General features: G+C 74.5%; 18 protein-coding genes. 6 read left to right on the forward strand and 12 right to left on the reverse strand.

The features are described 5' to 3' along the window. Positions 1-190 precede the first annotated feature (190 nt). From ABD223_RS09965 to ABD223_RS09985, 5 genes are all read right to left on the reverse strand, one after another. Complete coding sequence (locus tag ABD223_RS09965; protein ID WP_344035732.1) at positions 191-1,333, reverse strand: DegT/DnrJ/EryC1/StrS family aminotransferase; 1,143 nt, start codon at positions 1,331-1,333, stop codon at positions 191-193. Next, positions 1,330-2,331: an NAD-dependent epimerase/dehydratase family protein gene (locus ABD223_RS09970; RefSeq protein WP_344035733.1), complete on the reverse strand. Its 1,002-nt coding sequence runs from the start codon at positions 2,329-2,331 to the stop codon at positions 1,330-1,332. Before ABD223_RS09970 ends, ABD223_RS09965 begins: the two co-directional genes overlap by 4 nt. 22 nt (positions 2,332-2,353) lie before the next feature. Next, positions 2,354-3,454, reverse strand: coding sequence for a Gfo/Idh/MocA family protein (locus ABD223_RS09975; RefSeq protein ID WP_344035734.1), 1,101 nt, complete (start codon positions 3,452-3,454; stop codon positions 2,354-2,356). A gap of 1 nt (position 3,455) precedes the next feature. Next, entirely contained in the window at positions 3,456-4,937 is a 1,482-nt protein-coding gene (locus tag ABD223_RS09980; RefSeq protein ID WP_344035735.1) for a sugar transferase, read from the reverse strand. A 767-nt stretch (positions 4,938-5,704) separates the two neighbouring features. Then, positions 5,705-5,926, reverse strand: a complete 222-nt coding sequence (locus ABD223_RS09985) for an RNA-binding S4 domain-containing protein (RefSeq protein WP_344035736.1) — start codon at positions 5,924-5,926, stop codon at positions 5,705-5,707. Between the two features lie 120 nt (positions 5,927-6,046). Here ABD223_RS09985 and ABD223_RS09990 point away from each other — a divergent pair, with 120 nt between their 5' ends. Further along, positions 6,047-6,841: a DUF742 domain-containing protein gene (locus ABD223_RS09990; protein ID WP_344035737.1), complete on the forward strand. Its 795-nt coding sequence runs from the start codon at positions 6,047-6,049 to the stop codon at positions 6,839-6,841. Here ABD223_RS09990 and mug read toward each other — a convergent pair. Genes mug through ABD223_RS10010 form a run of 4 tightly spaced genes read right to left on the reverse strand, consistent with a single transcriptional unit; the run spans position 6,818 to position 10,536 of the window. Then, a complete protein-coding gene (mug, locus tag ABD223_RS09995; protein WP_344035739.1) occupies positions 6,818-7,327 on the reverse strand; it encodes a G/U mismatch-specific DNA glycosylase in 510 nt (169 codons plus the stop codon). The two genes, ABD223_RS09990 and mug, sit on opposite strands and share 24 nt — an antisense overlap. Further along, positions 7,324-9,126, reverse strand: coding sequence for a bifunctional metallophosphatase/5'-nucleotidase (locus tag ABD223_RS10000; protein WP_344035740.1), 1,803 nt, complete (start codon positions 9,124-9,126; stop codon positions 7,324-7,326). The genes mug and ABD223_RS10000 overlap by 4 nt, the downstream gene beginning before the upstream one ends. Before the next feature lie 46 nt (positions 9,127-9,172). After that, positions 9,173-9,853: a copper resistance CopC family protein gene (locus tag ABD223_RS10005; RefSeq protein WP_344035741.1), complete on the reverse strand. Its 681-nt coding sequence runs from the start codon at positions 9,851-9,853 to the stop codon at positions 9,173-9,175. A gap of 11 nt (positions 9,854-9,864) precedes the next feature. After that, a complete protein-coding gene (locus ABD223_RS10010; RefSeq protein ID WP_344035742.1) occupies positions 9,865-10,536 on the reverse strand; it encodes a hypothetical protein in 672 nt (223 codons plus the stop codon). A 169-nt stretch (positions 10,537-10,705) separates the two neighbouring features. Here ABD223_RS10010 and ABD223_RS10015 point away from each other — a divergent pair, with 169 nt between their 5' ends. From ABD223_RS10015 to ABD223_RS10035, 5 genes are all read left to right on the forward strand, one after another. Further along, positions 10,706-11,446 (forward strand): response regulator transcription factor, encoded by a 741-nt coding sequence (locus ABD223_RS10015; protein WP_344035743.1) that lies wholly within the window; start codon positions 10,706-10,708, stop codon positions 11,444-11,446. Next, positions 11,424-12,857, forward strand: coding sequence for a sensor histidine kinase (locus ABD223_RS10020; RefSeq protein WP_344035744.1), 1,434 nt, complete (start codon positions 11,424-11,426; stop codon positions 12,855-12,857). The genes ABD223_RS10015 and ABD223_RS10020 overlap by 23 nt, the downstream gene beginning before the upstream one ends. Positions 12,858-13,056: 199 nt before the next feature. Further along, a complete protein-coding gene (locus tag ABD223_RS10025; protein WP_344035745.1) occupies positions 13,057-14,928 on the forward strand; it encodes an ArnT family glycosyltransferase in 1,872 nt (623 codons plus the stop codon). A gap of 38 nt (positions 14,929-14,966) precedes the next feature. Beyond that, positions 14,967-16,202 (forward strand): bifunctional glycosyltransferase family 2/GtrA family protein, encoded by a 1,236-nt coding sequence (locus tag ABD223_RS10030; RefSeq protein ID WP_344035746.1) that lies wholly within the window; start codon positions 14,967-14,969, stop codon positions 16,200-16,202. Further along, entirely contained in the window at positions 16,199-18,004 is a 1,806-nt protein-coding gene (locus ABD223_RS10035) for an ArnT family glycosyltransferase (RefSeq protein ID WP_344035747.1), read from the forward strand. Before ABD223_RS10030 ends, ABD223_RS10035 begins: the two co-directional genes overlap by 4 nt. Here ABD223_RS10035 and ABD223_RS10040 read toward each other — a convergent pair. The 3 genes from ABD223_RS10040 to ABD223_RS10050 all read right to left on the reverse strand — a co-directional run bounded on the left by ABD223_RS10040 (position 18,001) and on the right by ABD223_RS10050 (position 21,115). Further along, positions 18,001-18,822: a GDSL-type esterase/lipase family protein gene (locus tag ABD223_RS10040; RefSeq protein WP_344035748.1), complete on the reverse strand. Its 822-nt coding sequence runs from the start codon at positions 18,820-18,822 to the stop codon at positions 18,001-18,003. The genes ABD223_RS10035 and ABD223_RS10040 overlap by 4 nt on opposite strands. Before the next feature lie 51 nt (positions 18,823-18,873). Then, positions 18,874-20,073: a hypothetical protein gene (locus ABD223_RS10045; RefSeq protein WP_344035749.1), complete on the reverse strand. Its 1,200-nt coding sequence runs from the start codon at positions 20,071-20,073 to the stop codon at positions 18,874-18,876. Between the two features lie 100 nt (positions 20,074-20,173). Continuing rightward, complete coding sequence (locus ABD223_RS10050) at positions 20,174-21,115, reverse strand: DUF389 domain-containing protein (protein WP_344035750.1); 942 nt, start codon at positions 21,113-21,115, stop codon at positions 20,174-20,176.

The raw sequence follows: 21,115 nt of genomic DNA on the forward strand, positions 1-21,115 counted from the left end.
TGCACCGACCAGCGGAGCGCCGTTGCTCCGATCGTCGTGGTCGTGCTGCTTCGCGTTACACCCCAGGGCAAGGAGGAGCGACGCCGATCGTCGAGCACCCGGTCGGCAGTCACGGAAAGTAGCCGAGGCACGACATGCCCCACCCGCGGACGGCGTGCCGCCCGCGGGTGGGGATGTCCGCCCTGGTGCGCTAGCGCGACACGAGGGGCAGGTCCAGCGCCGCCTTGAGCCCGTCGACCACCGTGCGCTGGTCGGCTTCGCCCAGGTCGTGGTAGAGCGGGAGGATCAGCGACCGGCTGGTGAACGCCTCGGTGACCGGCAGGTCGACGTGCGGGTGGCCCGCGTAGGCGGGTTCCAGGTGGGAGGCCATGATCCCGCGGCGCGCGGACACCCCGCGCTCGGCGAGCCGGGCCAGGACCTCGTTGCGGGACAGGGGCGCGTCCTCCGGGAGCACGACCCAGAACGACTGGTAGTTGGTCGTGCCGTGCTCCGGGTCGGTGACCGCGCGCAGGCCCGGCACGTCCACGAGCAGCTCGTGGTAGCGCGCCGCCAGCTCGCGCCTGCGCCGCACGATCGCGTCCAGCTTGGTCAGCTGCACCAGGCCGACCGCCGCCTGGATGTCGGTCATCCGGTAGTTGAACGCGGTCTCCAGGTAGCTCTCCACGACCGCGCCGCCGCCGCTGTGCCGCTCCGCCGCGCTGACGCTCATGCCGTGCTCGCGCAGCCGCCTGCCCCGCACGGCCCACTGCTCGTGGTTCGTGGTGAGCATCCCGCCCTCGCCGGTGGTGATCAGCTTGCGCGGGTGGAACGACCAGGCGGCCAGCTCCGCGTCCGCGCCGACCGGCACGCCCCGGTAGGTCGACCCCGCCGCGCAGGCCGCGTCCTCGACCACGGTGACGCCGCGCGGCCGGCACAGGGCGCGCACCTGCTCCACGTCCGCCGGCACGCCGGCCTGGTGCACCAGCAGCACCGCCTTGGTGCGCTCGGTGAGCACCTGCCCGACGGTGGCCGCCGACAGGTTGCCGGTCTCCGGCTCCACGTCGGCGAACACCGGCGTCGCGCCGCAGTAGCGCACCGCGTTGGCGGTGGCGATGAACGACAGCGACGGCACGACGACCTCGTCACCGGGCCCGACGTCGAGCAGGTGCAGCGCCACGTGCAGCGCGGTCGTGCAGGACGACAGCGCCACGGCGTGCAGCGCGGCCACGCGGCGGGCGAAGGCGTCCTCGAACGCGGCGACCTTCGGGCCCTGCGCGACCCAGCCGGACAGCACGGCGTCGGACGCCGCCCGCGCCTCCTCCTCGCCCAGCCAGGGCTTCATCACGGGGATCACCGGACCGCCTCGGCGGCGCCGTCGCCCAGCCCGACCCACCACTCGACCAGCCCGCGCAGGCCGTCCACGAGGCCGATCTCGGGCTTCCACCCGAGGTCGCGCGCCGCCGCGGAGATGTCGGCCAGGCGGCGGGTGACGCCGTTGACCTTGCGCTCCGGGCCGTGCTCCAGCGGCAGGTCCGAGTCCATCGCGGACAGCAGGGCCAGGGCCAGCTCCCTGAGGCTGGTCTCCTGGGCGCTGGCGATGTTGTAGACCTGGTCGGTGACCGGGGCCTTGGCGGCCAGGACGTTCGCGCGGGCGATGTCGTGCACGTGGACGAAGTCCATGGTCTGCGCGCCGTCGCCGAAGATCAGCGGCGACTCCCCGGCCGCGATGCGCTCCATCCAGCGGATGAGCACCTCGGTGTACTTGCCGTGGGCGTCCATGCGGGGGCCGTAGACGTTGAAGTAGCGCAGCGCCACGTAGTCCAGGTCGTACATGGCCTTGAAGCTGCGCAGCATGGACTCGTTGAACGCCTTGGCCGCGCCGTAGAACGTGTCGTTGTTGTACGGGTGGTGGCGCTCGGTGGTCGGGAAGGTCTCGGCCAGGCCGTAGACCGACGCCGACGAGGAGGCCACGACCTTCTTCACGCCCGCCGCCGCGGCCGCCTCCACGACCGTGAAGGTGCCGTCGACCAGGCACTCCAGCGCCAGCCGCGGTTCCTCGGCGCACTGGGTGATGCGGATCGCCGCGAGGTGGAACACCAGGTCGGTGCCCTGCGACAGCTCGGCGAGCAGCGCGCGGTCGTTGATGTCGCCCTCGACGACGGTGAGCCGGTCGCCCGCCGCGGCGGTCGCGTCGGCCAGGTTCTCCCTGCGCCCGCGCACGAAGTTGTCCAGCACCACCACTTCGGCGGCGCCGGCGGCGAGCAACTGGTCGACCACCGCGGAGCCGATGGTGCCCGCCCCTCCGGTGACGAGGGCGCGCTGCCCGCTGATCGGCTGAGCCGCTTCCGACATGGTGCTTTCCTTCCGGTGGTGCTTACGCGGTGACGAGGCGGTGGGGGGCGGGGTGGTCGACGGTGACGAACTCGCCGCCCGCGGCCAGGCTCGCGGAGGCGGCTTCGAGGGTGGCCAGCACGCGCAGGCCCGACCAGCCGTCGGTCAGCGGGGCGCGCTTCTCGGTGATGGAGGCGGCGAACTCCGCCATCACGCCGCGCAGCGCCTCCCGCTCCGGCAGCGCCGGGGCCACGGTGTCGCCGCGGCGGTACGAGATGATCGCCTGGCGGCGGTCCTCGTCGTCCTCGATGCGGTCGGCGCCCCGGTCGTGCACGGACAGGCGCTGGACGGCGTTGAGGTCGTCCCAGACGACCGTGCGGCGGGAACCGCCGACGACCATGGTGCGGATCTTGGTCGGGGACAGCCAGTTCACGTGCACGTGGGCCAGCACGCCGTCGGACAGCTCCAGGGTCAGGTGGCCGACGCAGGCGCGGCCCGCGCCGATCGGGTCCGAGCCGTGGGCGGAGACCCTGGCGACGCGCACGCCGTCGGGCAGGATCGCGTCGAAGATCGACAGGTCGTGGGGCGCGAGGTCCCAGAACACGTCCACGTCCGGCTGCACGAGGCCGAGGTTGATGCGCACCGAGTCGAGGTACTGCACGGTGCCCAGCTCGCCGTCGCGCACCAGCCGGCGCAGGTGCTGGACGGTCGGCGTGTAGACGAACGTGTGGTCCAGCATCAGGGTCAGGCCGCGGTCCTCGGCCTCGCGCACCAGCTCCAGGCCGTCCGCGTAGGTGGCCGCCAGCGGCTTCTCCACGAGCACGTGCTTGCCGGCGCGCAGGGCGGCCAGCGCGACCGGCAGGTGGGTGACGGCCGGGGTGGCGATGGCGACCGCGTCGACCGCCGGGTCCGCGAGCACGTCGTCGAGCGAGCCGGACACCCGGACCGTCGAGTAGTCGCCCAGCACGCGGCGGGCGCGCTCGGTGTCCAGGTCGCACAGGTAGCGCAGCTTGAGACCGGGGGTGGCCTGGGCGTTGCGCACCAGGTTCGGGCCCCAGTAGCCGGCGCCGACCACGGCGATGCCGATCGGCTGGTCCATCTCGTTCTCCCTCTCGCGGCCCTCGCCGGCGCTCCGGGTGGTCATGTCAGTACGCCCCCTGCCCGCCGAACACGGCGCGGAAGGTCTTCCACAGGATCAGCGCGTCCAAGGCGAGCGACCAGTCCTCCACGTAGCGGAGGTCGAGCCGCACGGACTCCTCCCACGACAGGTCGCTGCGGCCGGAGACCTGCCACAGACCGGTCAGGCCCGGCTTGACCAGCAGCCGGCGGCGCACGTCGGGGCCGTAATTGGCGCTCTCCTCCGGCAGCGGCGGCCGGGGGCCGACCAGCGACATCGTGCCGGTGAGCACGTTGAACAGCTGGGGCAGCTCGTCGAGGGAGTAGCGGCGCAGGACTCGGCCGACCACGGTGACCCGCGGGTCGCGCTTCATCTTGAACAGCACGCCCGCGCCCTCGTTGAGCTGCTGGAGCTTGGCGCGCAACGCGTCGGCGTTGGTCACCATGGTGCGGAACTTCAGGATGGTGAACGGCACGCCGCCCTTGCCGACGCGGCGCTGCTTGTAGAGCACCGGCCCCCTGGTGTCGACCATGATCGCCACCGCGACCGCCAGCAGCACCGGGCTGAGCACGGCCAGCAGCACGGCCGAGCCGACCTTGTCCACGGCCGTCTTGACCACGCGGCGGAACCCGGTGAACGACGGCTCGCTGACCCGCAGCAGCGGCATCCCCAGCACTCCGGTGACGTGCAGGCGGGGACCCGCGAAGTCCATCAGGGCGGGCGCGACGACCATCTCGGCGCCGGTGCCCTCCAGGTCCCAGGCCAGCCGCTGGAGGCGGCGGGGCGTCCAGTAGGCGTCGGGCGTGACCGCGACGATCCGGTAGCCGCCGCGGCGGACCTGCTCGGCCAGCTCGTCGAAGCGGCCGACGACCGGGACGCCCTCCAGCTCGACGCCGACCTCGGCGCGGCCGTCGACCGTGCACACCGCGTCGACGCGCCAGCCCAGGTGCGGCGCGCGGCGGGTGCGGGACACCAGGTCGGCGACCGTGTCGACGTTGCCCGCGGCCAGCACCGGCAGCAGGCAGCGGCCCTCGCCGCGGGCCCGGTGCAGCGGGCGGCGCAGGGCGTAGCGGACCGGGAACGCGACCAGCGCGACGGCGGGCCCGACCACGAACACCCACAGGCGGGCGCCGGGCAGCCCCGCCGCGAGCGCGCCCAGGCCGAGCGCGACGACGGAGCCGAACAGGCCGCGGCCGAGGCGGCGGAACTCCTCCGCGCCCTGGCCGAGCACCGTGGTGTTCCAGACCCGGTTGAGGAACAGCGAACCGAGCACCACCGCGACGGTGACCGCCTCCAGGGCGAGCATCGGCAGCGGCCCGAAGGACGCGTGCCGCGCCTGGAGCACGACGCCCGCCAGCACGACGACCAGGACGGTGCACAGGACGTCGGCGGCGATGACGCCGTAGCGGTAGGCGGGCTCCCAACCGCTGACGGTCGGGTGGGTGGCGCGTCGGGTGGCGTCGACCCGGGCCACGGGTCTGTGCCCCGCGTGCTGGACCTGCTCGCTCATCGTGGTGCTCCCCCGGTTGAGCCGGTACGGACGTGCATCGTTCGCAGGGCATCCCCGACGGACCCGCGTGTGATGTGCAGCAAATGTGCGGTCGGCGTTTTTCAACCTCGCGAACCGTCATTCGTCATGCGTCGGCCGCGCGTTACACATACCGGCAAGGTGGTCCAGATGGTGATTCATCAGTGCGGCACACGGCGCACACCGAGGAGGTTCGCGGCGTGACTTCAAGTCACCGACCGCACTGAGGCGGAAAAGCCCCACCGCACCGCACGTCCGCCGCCCCGCCGGCGTCCACAGTGGTCGGCACCGGCGTGGAGCAGGATCATCGCTCTCGGCCCGCGCCGCGTTACAGGGGTATTCGAATTCGGACCCGAGCCCACGCGGAAAGTAGCGGAAAAGGGCTCGACGAGCTACCGCCGGAGCCGCACCGCAGCGGACGGACATCACCCATTCACAGAGCGGGATCAGCTATTCGGCGCAACGGCGCGGGCACTTCGGGCGGTCACCTCGAACTATTTCCACCCACCCGGCCCAGCAAGGCGTGACCAACACCACTCCCCCGCCCGGACAATCTCCACGCCACCCGCCGCGCCCCGGCGCCCGGACCTGAACGCGGAACTCACCGGTCCTGAACGTTCGACACGGTGCACCTGAACGTTCGACTCGCGCGCGCGTCGAACGCCCGGGTCGGGTGTGTCGAACGTTCGGGCACCGCGAGTTCCGCGTTCGGGTCGGGCGGCGAGATGTGAGCGTTCGTTCACCCGGGGTCAGCGGGTGGCGATGAGGCGGGCCTTCTCGTCGCCCACGGCCACGACGTCGCCGTGCTTCAGCTGGGCGCCGCGACGGGTCTCGGTGCGGCCGTTGACCGTCACCTCCTCGTCTTCGACCAGCTCACGCGCGTGGGCGCCGTTGTCCGCCAGGCCCGCCAGCTTGAGGAACTGGCCCAGCCTGATCATGTCGTCGGAGATCTCCACCTCGCGGATGCGCACGCGCCCATCATCGCGCAAGGGTGCACATGCGTCCGCACGAGCACCCGGTTAACGAGGATTGCACGGACTCGAAACACGCCCGACATCACCCGGACGCGCTTCCGTCTAGGTTCCCGGAATGTGAGCACAGGCAGCTCGGAGCCGGAGCCCACCGGTGGCGCGGAGCGCAGGCGCCGCCGGTCGCTGCGGGGCGAGGTCGGCACGACCGGCGCGCGCTTCGGCTCGTCCACCCTCCGCCGCAGCTTGGACGACCAGCCGACCGGACAACCCGCACCGGCCAGGCGCCGCCGGTCGCTGCGGGGCGAGGTCGGCGCCACCGGCGCCCGGTTCGGGTCGGCCGCCCTGCGCCGCAGCCTGGAGGAGCGCGACGAGCACCCGGAGCACCTGGAGCGCGCCGAGGACCCGGAGCGCGACGGCTCCGGGGAACCCGTGGGCGGGTCGGGCGAACGGGAGGCGGGGTCGTGGGCCGGGGGCGCGCCGTTCCCCGAGTCGGACGCCGACACGCGGCCGATGGTCCCGGCCGGGCGCGAGCCCGAACCCGGGCCGGAACCCGAGCCCGTGGTCGAGGAGTTCTCCGGGCCGCTGGTCCGCCCCTACGCGTGGACGGGCGGCCGCACGTCCGCCGCCTACGACCTGCGGTTGGAGACGCTGGTCTCGCTGGAGGGCGGCGGCATCGCGATCGCCCTGCGCGAGAGCACCTCCGAGCAGCGGTCGATCGTCGAGCTGTGCGCGACCGGCCCGAGGTCCGTCGCGGAGGTGTCGGCGCTGCTGTCGGTGCCGCTGGGCGTGGCCCGGGTGCTCGTGGGCGACCTGATCGGCATGGGCGTGGTGGCGGCGCACGACAACGCCGCCGCGCCCGGCGGCGCCGACCTGGTGCTGCTGGAACGGGTGTTAGCGGGTCTGCGCAACCTCTGACCGCAGCTCGCCGAACACCTCGGCCAGGTCCGCCAGCCGGTAGTGCGCGTTGAGCCCGCTCGGGTTCGGCAGCAGCCACAGCCGGGACGACGCGATCGGCTCGGGCTGCGGCCCGACCGCGGCCTTCTTGCGCCCGAACGCCGTCCGGTAGGCCGTCACGCCCACCACCGCCACGAACCTCGGCCGGTGCCGCCGCGCCACCTCGGTCAGCCGCGCGCCGCCCGCCCGCAGCTCCTCGGGCGTCAGCTCGTCGGCCCGCGCGCTCGGCCTCGCCACCAGGTTGGTGATGCCCAGGCCCAGGTCGAGCAGCTCGTCCTGCTCGGACGGGTCGAACAGGCGCGGCGTGAACCCGGACAGGTGCAGCGCGGGCCAGAACCGGTTGCCCGGCCGGGCGAAGTGCCGCCCCTTCGCCGCCGACATCAGACCGGGGTTGATGCCGCAGAACAGCACGTCCAGCCCCGGCCGCAGCACGTCCGACAGCGTCACCCGATCACCACCGGCGTGCCGTCGACGACGAGCCGCCAGTCGGTGGACGAGAACGCGGCCGGGTCGATCTCGCCGCGCTCCCGCACCCACTCGATGAGCAGCTGCCGGATCTCCAGCTGCTGGTCGTGCAGCACCGGCGCGGTGGCGACGTGCGGGAAGTTGCCGCCGCCGGACTGCCGGTAGTTGTTCACCGCCACGGCGAACGCCTGGTCGGCCGCCACGGGCGTGCCGCCGTGGGCCAGACCGACCACCCGCTGCCCGACCGGCCTGGCCAGGTCGATGTCGTAGGTCAGCGGCGCGTCCAGCCCGGCGGCCACGTCGTAGAGGTAGTCGGGCGTGCCGTCGGCGTTGGTCAGCGCCTCCGGCCGGTGCGGACCGGGCGTGCCCACCGCCTTGAAGTAGGCCGCCGAGCGCTCCAGGTAGTCCTTGAGCTGCGCGCCGGTGAGCCGCACGCCGAGCAGCGTGTTGTCGTAGGCGTAGAGGCCGGCCACGTCGCGCACCGACACCTCGCCCGCCGGGATCGCCGCGGCCTTGTTGAACGGCGAGGCGAGGGACAGCACCGGCAGCGCCTCGGCCAGGGTCGCCTTGAGGGCCTCGCCCTGCACGCGGTTGACGAGGTCCAGCGCGGCGGTGTCCTCGTACCGGGAGGTCGCGGCGGACATCGCGGCCTTCGACGTGCCGATCCCGGAGTTCACGTAGGCCACGACGCGCTCGTGGTCGTCGCGCAGCTTGCGGACGATCACCGGGTCCTCGGGAACGGTGCTGGTGTCGAGCACCTGGGAGCGGGACGCGGTCGGCTGCCAGCCGTGCCGGCGGGTCCACTCCAGGTCGAACTCCACCAGGCTCAGCCGCTTGCCCCAGAACAGGGGTTCGGTCAGCAGGACCTGCTTCCCGGTGGCCCTGTTGGTGACGAACCGCTGCGCGATCTCGGTGTGCGCGTGGCCGACCAGGATCGCGTCGATGCCGGGCACCTCCTCCGCGACCAGCGCCGAGCAGTTCTCCGGGAACGGCAGCAGGTCGCCCAGCGACGAGGACAGGTCCGCGCCCGAGTGCGCGGCGACGACGACCAGGTCGGCGCCAGCGGCGCGGACCCGCGGCACCCAGTGGCGCGCCTGCTCCAGCACGCCCGGGAAGGTCATCTTCCCCTCGACGTGGGCCTTGTCCCAGATGGCGATGCCCGGGTTGGTCAGGCCGAGGACGCCCACGCGCAGCGGCGCCGCGCCCGTGCGCCACACGGTCTTGACCACGTAGGGCCGGAACGCGGGCCGGCCGGTGGCCGCGTCGACCGCGTTCGCGCCGAGCAGCGGGAAGTCGAGCTGCTTCTCGAACTCGCGCAGCAGGGGGATGCCGTAGTTGAACTCGTGGTTGCCCAGCGCGGCGGCGTCGTAGCCCAGCTCGTTCATGGCGGTGGCCATCGGGTGCGCCTTGCGGCGGCCGATGGGTTCCACCTTGGCGTAGTAGTAGGCCAGCGGGGTGCCCTGGATGGTGTCGCCCGCGTCGATGAGCAGGGTGCGGTGCGCGCCGCGCTCCTGGCGGACCGCCTTGACCAGGGTGGACAGCTTCGCCAGGCCGATGTCGTTGTGGCCGCTGTCGTCGAACTCGCGGTTGGCGAAGTAGTCCCAGTTGAACACGTTGCCGTGCAGGTCGGTGGTGCCGAGCACGGTCAGCGTGAAGCGGCGCGCGCCGGCGGACCGGTCGTCCGGGTCGGCGTGCGCCGCCGGGCGGAAACCGGCCGCGGCGAGCACGCTCGCGGCGCCGCCCGCGAGCAGGGCCCGGCGGTGCAGGGGGGATCCGGTCATGGGGTGACCGTAGCCATTGACGGTTGACCTCTCGACCGGGAGCGGCTCAGCCCGCGGTCCCGGTGTCGTCGGCCGCGTCCCGGCGACGGCGGCGGAGCGCGACCACGGCCGCCGCCGCGGCCAGCGCGACCACGATCGCGATCACGACGACCACCCACGTCGGCACACCGCCGCCCTCGTCGGCGGTGTCGGCGGTGTCGGCGACGGCGGGGGCGGACGAGGAGGTCTCGGGTGAGGACGTGGCGGCCTGGCCGGTCGTCGTCGCCACGGGTGGCGTGGTGGCGGTCGCGGCGGGCGCGGTGGGGGCCGGGGTGTCAGGGGCGCCGGTGGCGGTGGTGGCGGCGGGGACCTGGTCGGCGGGCGGCGCGGGCAGCGTGAAGGTGATCGTGCCGCTCACGAAGTCGCCGTCCAGGGACTCGACCCGCCAGTTCAGCGCGTGCGGCCCGGCGGGCGACCCGCTCGCCTTGAGCGGCACGACCAGGCTGTTGCCCTGGGCGGTGACCTCGCCCAGCGGCCACGCCGCGCCGTCCGGGCCGGTCACGGTGATGCCGGCGCTCTCGGCGGGCACCGGTTCGCTGAACGTCAGCGTCAGCTGCCGGGGCCGCTGCGGCAGCACGGCGCCGTCGGCCGGGTCGCTGGAGACCAGCTCGGTGTGGGCGAACGCCGGGGACGCGACCCCGAGCAGGGCCGACACGGCCAGCAGCGCCGAGAGCGCCAGTCGCTTCATACCGGTAGTTTCTACCGGGTCGGTGGTGCGCCCCGCCCGTCCGCGGGCGGCTGCCCGTCGGACTGCCGCCGGCCATCGCCGCCCCTCGCGGCGTCACCGACGAGGATCAGCTCGGCGGTGGAGCCGGTGGCCACGACCGTGGCGGAGTCGCCGGCGTCGAGGTCGTCCAGGTCGCCCTGACCGCCGTTGACCTGCGTGTCCCCGTCCACCCGGTAGGTCTGGACGTAGCCGTCGTCGCTCTTGACCGTGACGGACGAGTCGGTCACCTCGGTGACCTCGCCGTGCTGGAACTCGCCGTGCTGCGCGTCCCCGAACGGGCTACCCATGACCACCATGCCGGGGCCGCCGCGCATCCCGTAGCCGCGCGGACCGCCCATGCCCTGCTGGGCGGCCTCGGAGTTGCTCGCGGCGTAGATGACGCCGCCGCCCGCCGCCGCGATGCCCACGGCGATGGCGGCGGCGACGAGGGTCTTGCGGCCGTTCCAGCCCGGACCGGGAGCGGCTTGCGGCGGCGGGTCGCCCCAGGTCTGCTGCGGCGGGTCGCCCCAGGTCTGGTCCGCGGCCTGCGACGGCCGGCTGCCCGGGGCGGGGTCCGCGGCCCGCGGCGGGTGGTCACCCGGGGTGGGGTCCGCGGCCTGCGGCGGGTGGCCGCCCCGGGTCGGGTTCTCGGGTTCGTTGCTCATGGCGACCACCGTCCCGAGCCCGCCTGTGCGTGGGCTGTGCGGTTCTTGGGCGGCGGCTGTGCATCGGCCTCCGCGACCGCCACGACCGCCGTGACCTGCGGAAGCGGTTCACAGGTGGTACACAGGACCGGCACAGCAGGCGCTCATGGGTCGGGCCGACGATGGGAGCATGCGCTCAGTGTCCGCAGCAGGGGCATCCCCTGAACTCCGCCGCCCGGACGGCAGTCCGGTCCGCGTCCTCGTGGTGGACGACGAGTCCACCCTCGCCGAGCTGATGTCCATGGCGCTGCGGATGGAGCGCTGGGAGGTGCGCACCGCGCTGGACGGCACGTCCGCCGTGCGCGAGGCGCGCGGGTTCCGCCCGGACGTGGTCGTGCTGGACGTCATGCTCCCCGACTTCGACGGCCTGGAGGTGCTGCGCCGGCTGCGCGCCGACGCGCCCGGCCTGCCGGTGCTGTTCCTGACCGCGAAGGACGCCGTGGAGGACCGGATCGCCGGGCTCACCGCGGGCGGCGACGACTACGTCACCAAGCCGTTCAGCCTGGAGGAGGTCGTGCTGCGGCTGCGCGGCCTGCTGCGCCGCACCGGCGTCACCCAGGCGACCGCGGGCACCGAGCTGGTCGTGGGCGACCTGGTGCTGGACGAGGAGACGCGCGAGGTGCGCCGCGGCGGCACGTCGGTCGACCTGACCGCGACCGAGTTCGAGCTGCTCCGGTTCCTGATGCGCAACCCCCGGCGGGTGCTGTCCAAGGCGCAGATCCTGGACCGGGTGTGGAGCTACGACTTCGGCGGGCAGGCCAACATCGTCGAGCTGTACATCTCCTACCTGCGCAAGAAGATCGACGCGGGCCGGACGCCGATGATCCACACCATGCGGGGCGCGGGCTATGTCCTCAAGCCTGCGACCTAGGACGTGGTCGCTGCGCACGCGGCTGGTGGTGGGGCAGCTGGCCCTGCTCGCCGTGGTGTGCGCGGTCATCGGCGTGGTGAGCGGGTTCGCGCTGCGCGACTTCCTGATCGGCAAGCTGGACGAGGAGCTGGGCCACACCGCCGAGCGCTTCGGCCGCGCGCTGCCGCCGCTGCCCGGCGAGCGACCCGACGGGCCGCTGAACGGACCCGGGTCCGTCCCCGGCACGCTGGTGGTCGTGCTCAACCCGGGCGGCGAGCCGGCCGGGGCGCGCCTCGACGACAGCGCCGAGACCGAGGACCTGCCCGCCGAGGTGAGCGCGCTGGTGGCCGCCAGCACGGGCGCCGCGCCCCGCACCGTGGACCTGGGCGAGCGGGGCGAGTTCCGGGTGGTCGCCGCGACCACGCGGACGGGCGCCGTGCTGTTCACCGGCCTGTCGCTGGACGACGTGAACAGCACGGTGTGGCGGCTGGGTTTCATCCTCGGCGGGGTGTCGCTGGCCGGGCTGATGGCGGTGAGCCTGGCCGGGACGTTCGTGGTGCGCCGCGCGCTGCGGCCGCTGGACCGGGTCGCCGACACCGCCACCCGCGTGGCGGAGCTGCCGCTGCACCAGGGCGAGGTGGCGCTGGCCGAGCGGGTGCCCGAGCAGGACGCCAACCCCGGCACGGAGGTCGGCAAGGTCGGCCTGGCGCTGAACAAGATGCTCGGCCACGTCGGCGGCGCCCTGGAGGCCAGGCACGCCAGCGAGACGCGGGTCCGGCAGTTCGTGGCCGATGCCAGCCACGAGCTGCGCACGCCCCTGGCCGCGATCCGCGGTTACGCCGAGCTGACCCGCCGCAGCACCGACGAGGTGCCGCCGCAGGTGGGGCACGCCATGCGGCGGGTGGAGTCCGAGGCGGTGCGGATGACGTCGCTGGTGGAGGACCTGCTGCTGCTCGCGCGGCTGGACGCGGGCCGGCCGCTCGGCCGGGAGCCGGTCGACCTGTCGAGGCTGGTCGTGGACGCGGCCGGCGACGCGCGGATCGCGGGCCCCGACCACGAGTGGCGGCTCCGGCTGCCACCGGAGCCCGTCCTGGTGACCGGTGACCGGCACAAGCTGCACCAGGTGCTGGCGAACCTGCTGTCCAACGCCCGCGTGCACACCCCTCCCGGCAGCACGGTGGTGACGTCGCTGTCCACCGGTGGCGGCGCGGTGGAGGTGGCGGTCACCGACGACGGGCCCGGCATCCCGGAGGAGCTCCAGGGCGAGGTGTTCGAGCGGTTCGCGCGCGGCGACACGTCCCGCTCGCGGGCGGCGGGCAGCACCGGGCTCGGGCTGTCGATCGTGGCCGCCGTGGTGGCCGCGCACGGCGGCTCGGTGCGGGTGACGAGCCGGCCCGGCCGGACCACGTTCACGGTCCGACTGCCGCGCTGACCACCGCTCGCCCCTCCTCGCCGCTCACCCCTCCTCGCGCCTTGTCCCCTCACCCCTTTGTCCCTCACCCCTTGTCCCGCCGGCGTGCGGGCACGACGAACCCGAGTCCGGCGCGCGCGGCCGGGTCACGGCGCCGTGCACAGCCGGCTCACAGCGAGGGCACAAGGACCACCCAGCCCCGCCGGACACGCTCGGCCGCATGCGAGCGCGACTACCCCTGTTGCTGTTGTCGGCCGGGACGGCGGTGCTGTACCTGTGGCGCCTGGGCGATTCCGGGTGGGCCAACGCCTACTACTCCGCCGCCGCCCAGGCCGGGGCCCAGAGCTGGCACGCGTGGTTCTTCGGCGCGACCGACGCCCCGGGCGCCATCACGGTCGACAAGGCGCCGGCGGCGACGTGGGTGATGGGCCTGTCCGCCCGGCTGTTCGGCGTCAACGCGTGGAGCATCCTGGTCCCCCAGGCGCTGATGGGCGTGGCGAGCGTGTGGCTGCTGCACGCCGCGGTGCGCCGCACGGCGGGCGAGGCGGCCGGGTTGCTCGCGGGCGCGGTGCTGGCGCTGACGCCGGTCGCCGTGCTGATGTTCCGGTTCAACAACCCCGACGCGCTGCTGGTGCTGCTGCTCGTGGCGGGCGCGTACTGCGTGGTGCGGGCCACCGAGGACGCCTCCCCGAAGTGGCTGGTGCTCGCGGGCGCGGCGGTGGGCTTCGCGTTCCTGGCCAAGATGCTCCAGGCGTTCCTGGTGCTGCCCGCGTTCGGCCTGGTGTACCTGGTGTTCGCGCCCGCCGGGCTCGCCCGCAAGGTCGGGCACCTGGCCGCCGCGCTGGGCGCGGTGGTGGTCGCGGGCGGCTGGTGGGTGCTGGTCGTCGAGCTGGTGCCCGCCGGCTCCCGGCCCCACATCGGCGGTTCGCAGGGCGACAGCGTGCTCGAACTCGCCTTGGGCTACAACGGTTTTGGCCGGTTGACCGGCGAGGAGGTCGGCAGCGTCGGCGGCGGTGGCGGGTGGGGCGCCACCGGGTGGAGCAGGCTGCTCGGCGCGGAGATGGGCAGCCAGATCGCCTGGCTGCTGCCGACCGCGGTGGTGCTGCTCGTCGCCGGTTGGTGGGCCGCGGGACGGGGTGGAGCGCAAAGCACTGGAGCGCAAAGCACTGGAGCAGCACGCGTCGGGGCGCAACAGGACGGGGCGGAAAGCGTTGGCGCGCAACGGGTCGGTGCGGAACGCGTCGGGCTGGCGCTGTGGGGCGGCTGGCTCGTCGTCACCGCCGCCGTGTTCAGCTCCATGAACGGGATCATCCACTCCTACTACGCGGTGGCCCTGGCACCGGCCGTCGGCGGACTGGTCGGCACCGGCGCGGTCGCGCTGTGGCGCAGGCGGCGGGAACCCGCCGCGGCGGCGGCGCTGTCGGGCGCGGCGGCCGTGTCGGCGCTCCAGTGCCACCTGCTGCTGCTCGACTGGTCCGCGCTGCTCGCCTCGGTCGTGCCGGCGCTCGGCCTCCTGGCCGCGGTGGGCCTGTTCCTGGCCGCGGTCGTGCCGGCCGCGGTGGTCGTGCCGGTCGCGCTGGTCGCCGCGCTGCTCGGGCCGGGCGCCTACTCGGTCGCCACGGCCGCCACACCGCACTCCGGCGCCATCCCCAGCGCCGGGCCGGCCACGGGCGGTCGCGGCGGCGGGGCGTTCACCCTGCGGGTGGGCGGCGGCACGGGCGGCCCCGGCGGGCTGCTCCACGCCGCCGAGCCCGGTGAGGAACTGGTGGCGCTGCTGCGGAGCAGCACCGGCCACACGTGGGCGGGGGCGGCCGTGGGGTCGAACAACGCGGCCGGGTTCCAGCTCGGCAGCGGTGCGCCGGTGATGGCGGTGGGCGGCTTCAACGGCACCGATCCCGCGCCGACGTTGGAGGAGTTCCAGCGGCTCGTGGCGGACGGACGGGTCCACTACTTCCTCGGCGGCGCGGGGATGCCCGCCGAGAGCGGCAGCGACGCGTCCGAGCGGATCGTCGAGTGGGTCGAGGACAACTTCACCGCCACCGAGGTGGACGGCGTGGTCGTCCACGACCTCACAGCCGGGGCACAGCCATGACACACGGGGCGCCCAGCCCGCCCCGCGACGGTGACCCCATGACACCCGCGACGTTCACGACGACCACGGTGCTCGACGTGGTGGTCCCCGTCCACAACGAGGAAGTCGACCTCGCGCCGTGCGTGCGCAAGTTGCACGCCGACCTCACGCGGAGCTTCCCCTACACCTTCCGGATCACCATCGCGGACAACGCGAGCACCGACCGGACCGCCGAGGTCGCCGCCGGACTGGCCCGCGAGCTGCCCGGCGTGGCGGCCGTGCACCTGGCGCGGAAGGGCCGGGGCCGCGCGCTCAAGGCCGCCTGGTCCGAATCGGACGCCGCGGTGCTGGCCTACATGGACGTCGACCTGTCCACCGACCTGGCCGCGCTGGCGCCGCTGGTGGCGTCGCTGGTCTCCGGCCACTCCGACCTGGCGATCGGCAGCCGGCTCGCCCGCGGCGCGCGGGTCGTGCGCGGGCCCAAGCGGGAGGTCATCTCCCGCTGCTACAACCTGATCCTGCGCGGCGCGCTCGCCGCCCGCTTCACCGACGCCCAGTGCGGGTTCAAGGCCATCCGCGCCGACGTGGCGCGCCGGCTGCTGCCGCACGTGGAGGACACCGGCTGGTTCTTCGACACCGAGCTGCTGGTGCTGGCCGAACGCGCGGGCGCGCGCATCCACGAGGTGCCGGTCGACTGGGTCGACGACCCCGACAGCCGGGTCGACCTCGTCTCCACCGCCGTGGCCGACCTCAGGGGCGTGGCCCGGGTGATGCGCGGCCTGGCCACCGGGCGCATCCCGGTCGGCGAGCTGAGCGCCCAGCTGGGCAGGCAGCCGCTGGAACCGCGCACCCCCGGCGTCCCCGCGGGCCTGTTCCGGCAGCTGGTCCGGTTCGCCGCGGTCGGCGTGGTCAGCACCCTGGCCTACCTGCTGCTGTTCGTGCTGCTGCGCGGCGGCGTCGGCGCGCAGGGCGCGAACCTGGTGGCGCTGCTGGTCACCACCATCGGCAACACCGCGGCCAACCGCCGGTTCACCTTCGGCGTGCGCGGCAGGCGGCACGCCGGGCGGCACCAGTTCGAGGGGCTGCTCGTCCTCGGCCTCGGCCTCGCCCTGACCAGCGCCTCGCTCGCGCTGGCGCACCGGTTCGCCGCGCCCGGCGGCCACGCCGAGCTGGCCGCGGTCGTGGGCGCCAACCTGCTTGCCACCGTGCTGAGGTTCCTCCTGCTGCGCAACTGGGTCTTCCGCCCGCGCACACCCGCCACCACCGACACCCAGACCTTGGAGACCACCCGATGACCGCGACCCTGAGCGCACCCGCGCCGGCGGCGCGCCCCGCCCCCGCGCCGCAGCGGAACCGGACCACCCCCGCGCTGGTCGTGCTGCTGGCCGGCGCCGCGGTGCTGTACCTGTGGAACCTCACCGACTCCGGCTGGGGCAACAGCTACTACGCCGCCGCCACCCAGGCCGGCGCGCGGAGCTGGACCGCCTGGCTGTTCGGCGGCTCGGACGCGGGCGGCGTGATCACCGTCGACAAGCCGCCCGCCGCGCTGTGGGTCAGCGGCCTGGCCGCGCGGGTCTTCGGGTTCTCCAGCTGGACCGCGCTGGCGCCGCAGGCGGTCGAGGGCGTGCTGGCCGTGTGGCTGCTGCACGCGACGGTCAAGCGGACCTCCGGCCCGGTGGCCGGGCTGCTGGCGGGCGCGGCGCTCGCGGTGACGCCGGTGGCCGTGCTGGTGTTCCGGTTCAACCTGCCCGACGCGCTGCTGGTGCTGCTCCTGGTCGCGGGCGCCTACTGCACGGTGCGGGCGCTGGAGGAGGCGTCCGGCCGGTGGCTCGCGCTGGCCGGCGTGGCGGTCGGGTTCGCGTTCCTGGCCAAGATGGGCCAGGCGCTCCTGGTGCTGCCCGCGTTCACCGCGGCCTACCTGCTGGCCGCGCCGACCTCGTTGGGCAGGCGGTTCCTGCACCTGCTCGGCGCGGGGCTCGCGGTGGTCGTGTCCGCGGGCTGGTTCATCCTGCTGGTCGAGCTGTGGCCGGCGGGGTCCCGGCCCTACATCGGCGGCTCGTCCAACGACTCGCTGTGGGAGCTGGCGCTGGGCTACAACGGCCTGGGCCGCATCTTCGGCGGCTCCGGCGGCGGGGGCGGCGGCATGGCCAACGGCAACATCGGCTTCGGCGGCGGCACCGGCGTGGATCGGCTGTTCGGGGCGAGCATGGGCGGGGAGATCTCGTGGTTGCTGCCCGCCGCGCTGATCGGCCTGGTGGCCGGTCTGTGGTTCACCCGCCGCGCGCCGCGCACCGACCGCACCCGCGCCGCGCTGGTGCTGTGGGGCCTGTGGGTGCTGGTCAACGGCGTCGTGTTCAGCTTCATGAGCGGCATCACCCACCCGTACTACACGGTCGCCGTCGCGCCGGGCGTCGCCGCGATCGTCGCCATCACCGGGCGCGAGCTGTGGCGGGGCCGCCGGCACCGGCCGGTGCGCGTGGCGCTCGCGCTGGTGGTCGCCGCCTCCGGGTTCTGGGGCTTCGCGCTGCTCGCCCGCTACCCCGACTGGGCGCCCGCCCTCCGCTGGGCGGTGGCGGTGGCGGCCGTGCTGGTGTCCACCGCGATCGTGATGGGCGTGCGCCGGGTGGCCGCCCTCGCCGTGCTCACGGCGCTGCTGCCCGCCGCGGCGTTCGGCGTCGCCACCGCCGCCACCGCGCACAGCGGCTCCATCCCGATGTCCGGTCCCGCGCGGTACGCCGAGCAGGTGGGCGGCCCCGGCGGCGACCGCACGGCGGGCGAGGGCTCCGACGAGCTGATCGAGCTGCTGAGGAGCACCACCGGCACGTGGGCCGCCGCCACGGTCGGCGCGCAGGGCGCCGCGGGCCTGGCCCTGGCCTCCGGCAAGGCGGTGATCGGCATCGGCGGCTGGAGCGGCGGCGACCCCGCGCCCACGCTGGAGGAGTTCCGGCGCTACGTGGCCGAGGGCCGGATCGGCTACTTCGTCGCGACCGGCGGCGCGGGCGGCGGTCCCGGCGGGAACGGCGACATCCCGGAGTGGGTCGCGGACAACTTCGAGGCGACCTCGGTCGGCGGTTCGACGGTCTACGCGTTGAGCTAGCCGTTGCGGGACAGGGGCGGTGGCGCGAGATCGGGGGGCGCCACCGCCCCCGTCGACACCTCGGGCCGCCCCGTCCACGACCGGTACACGATCGCGACCGCGTGCGGGACCAGGTCGCGGCCCCGCCGCCACAGCCACGGCAGGCCCTTCAGCACCAGCCAGCCGACGTGGTGCAGGGCGGTGACCCGGGCGCCGCCCGCGCACACCTGGGACACCCGCCCCGGCACCTCGCGGCCCAGCTCCGCCAACCCCGCCGCGAACGCCGCCGCCAGCCGCCGGTGGCCCAGCTCCGAGGGGTGCAGCCGGTCCACCGCCCAGGTCTCGACCTCGTAGGCCCCCGCCAACCGGTCGAGGTCGACGCAGCCGGCGCCGTGCCGCAGCACGACCGCGTCGACCACCGCGTTCAGCTCGTCGATCCGGGCCCGCAGCGCCCGCCGCAGCGGGCCGGGCAGCCGGAACACCCGGCTGTGGTCGTGGAACCGCGCCGTGACCACCGCCGCGCCGGCCGCCGCCAGCGCGCCGACGACCGCGTCCAGGTCCGCGTGCAGCCGCCGGGCGTCGAAGTCCGACCGCAGGGTGTCGTTCATGCCCACCAGCAGCACGGCCGCGTCCGGGCGGGCCGCCAGCGCCGCGCCCAGCTGCTCGTGCCGCACCGAGGACACCCGCGCACCGGCGACCGAGGTGTTCAGGTACCGCGCGCCCGGGAAGGCCCCCGCGAGCAGCGCCCCGACGCCACGCCACCCACCGGGCACGGGGTCGCCGACCCCGGCCGTCGTCGAATCGCCCAGGACCACCAGGCTCGTCACCTTCTCGGCCACCGGGACACCATCGCGCAGCGACGTGACACCCCGGGTACGGGCAGCGGAACGCTACCGGAAGGCCGGGTACAGCGGCAGTTCCGCGACGACCGACCCGTACCGGGCGACCAGCGCCGAGACCACCTCGTCGGCGTGCGCCGCGACGTGCTTCGCGCCCAGCGCCAGCGCGTCGGCCCGCAGCCGCACCCATCGGGCGACGAGCACCTGGCCGCGCGGCGGCGAGTCCAGCGGCCGGTGGCCCGAGGGCAGCGCCGCGCTCAGGCCGGGCAGTCCGCGCCACGTGCCCAGCCACACCCACAGCAGCTGGGCCTCCAGCAGCCGGGGCCGGAACACGGCGTCGTCGTCCAGGTCCGGCCACACCGACGACACCTCGGCCCGCCACGCCGCGACCATCGCCTCCGACATGCCCGCGGGCAGGCCGTAGGCGCACCAGCACGACGGGAACGGCACCCGCAGGCACGCCGCGTCGAACACGACGTCCCGCACGCAGCCGCCCTCGAAGTCGAGGAAGCGCACGCCCCGGCTGGTCACCAGGTGGTTGTCCGGGCAGGAGGTGGACGGGCTGAACGCCCGCCGACGGGACGTGACGAACCCGCGCACGGCCTGCTCGGCGAACTCGCGCACCGGCCCCGGCGTCGGCACGCCCAGCGAGGCGGACAGCAGGTCGGGCAGGCCGGCCAGGGCCGCGTGCACGTCGACCGCGATCGGGTCGGCGCAGCACTGGCTGCCCTGGCGGCGCATCAGCGCGTCGAAGTCGGCGTCGCGCCCGGCGGTCGCCGCGTGCAGCCTGCCCATGGCGTGCGCCCACGCCAGCAGGCCCCGTTCGGCGGCCCGCGCGTCCGAGCCCAGCAGCTTCTCCGCGAGGCGCGGCGCCTTGCCCAGGTCCTCCAGCACGACCAGCCGCTTGCCGTTGTCCTGCGCCACCAGCTCCGGCGTCAACCGGTCCTCGCCGGGCAGCGCGGTGAGCAGCTTGTGGCTCACCACCTCGTGCGCGAACGGGTCGCGGTCGGCCACCGGCGACGGGTAGCGCTTGACCACCAGCGTGCGGGGCAGCGAGAAGGGGGTGCGGGTGACGCGGACGCGTGCGACCACGGACCGGCCCGCTCCCCCGAGGTCCTCGGGATCGGCCAACCGGACCGGCGCTCCGAACCTCCCGCTCAACACGGACTCCGCCGCCTTCACCGCGTCGTCCAGCTCGGAAGGGGCAGCGTCGTCGATGTCCTGCGGGCCGGCGGTGATGTCCAAGCTCATTGCCTCCGACCCTACTCCCGGTGGGGACCGACGTGACAGAACCCGTCCGGGCACCGTGACGGTAGTGCTCGCCCGGCACCCGGTCCACCCCCGGTCGGAATCAGCCGCCCGACAGCGGTCTGCCCACGTCACGGGCCCGGCCGTGCCGGTGGCGCACCGCCAGGACCAGCGCCGCGGCTACCACCACGCCGACCAGGTTCACCGCCAACTGGGCAACTGATTGGAGGCATATGTCCCACTCCCCGAGAACGGCGGCGACGGCCGCGTAGCCCGCCGCGGGCACGGTGGTGACCGAGATGAACACCCCGACGAGCGCCGCCGACTTGGCCGACGTCATCGACAGCATCCCGGCCGCGCCCGCCAGCAGGGCCACGATCAGGGAGAACGGGCCGACCTCGAAGACGAAGTCCACCTGGTGCCCGGCCAGCGCCAGGTCCCGGTCGAACAGGTCGGTGTAGGAGCCGAGCCACGCGCCGAACGCGGTGATCAGCATCGCCAGGGGGAACCCGACGGCGAGCGCGACGCCGGCGCGGCGCACCAGGTCCCAGCGCTTCAGGACCAGGCCGACCGCGATGGCGGCCAGCGGCCCGAACTCCGGGCCGACCACCATCGCGCCGACCAGGGTGACCGGGGAGTCGGTGACCACGGCGACCGCGGTGAGCAGGCACGCGATGGTCAGGAACGCCTGGAAGGTGGCGTTGAGCCGGGACTCCTCGCCGGTGCGGGCGAGGAGCTCCTCCCACACCACGGCGTCCGCGCCGTCGCCCGGCACGGACTCCTCGGCGCGGTCGGCCGAGTCGGACAGCGCGGTGTCGATGACCTCCAGCGTCACGCCGCCGTCGCGGTCCAGGCCGAGCGCGCACAGGGAGGCCACCACCTCGTCGGTGGCCTCCCGCGCGACGTCGGCCTCGACCACGTCGCCCTCGGGCCGGACGGCGGCGCCCGGCAGCAGCACCAGGTGCGTCACGCCGGGGTGCGCCTTGAGCAGGTCGAGCACCTGGTCGGTGCGGTCGACCGGGCTCACGGCCCGCAGGTGCAGCAC

Source organism: Saccharothrix xinjiangensis (genome assembly GCF_039527585.1).
Lineage (GTDB): Bacteria > Actinomycetota > Actinomycetes > Mycobacteriales > Pseudonocardiaceae > Actinosynnema > Actinosynnema xinjiangensis.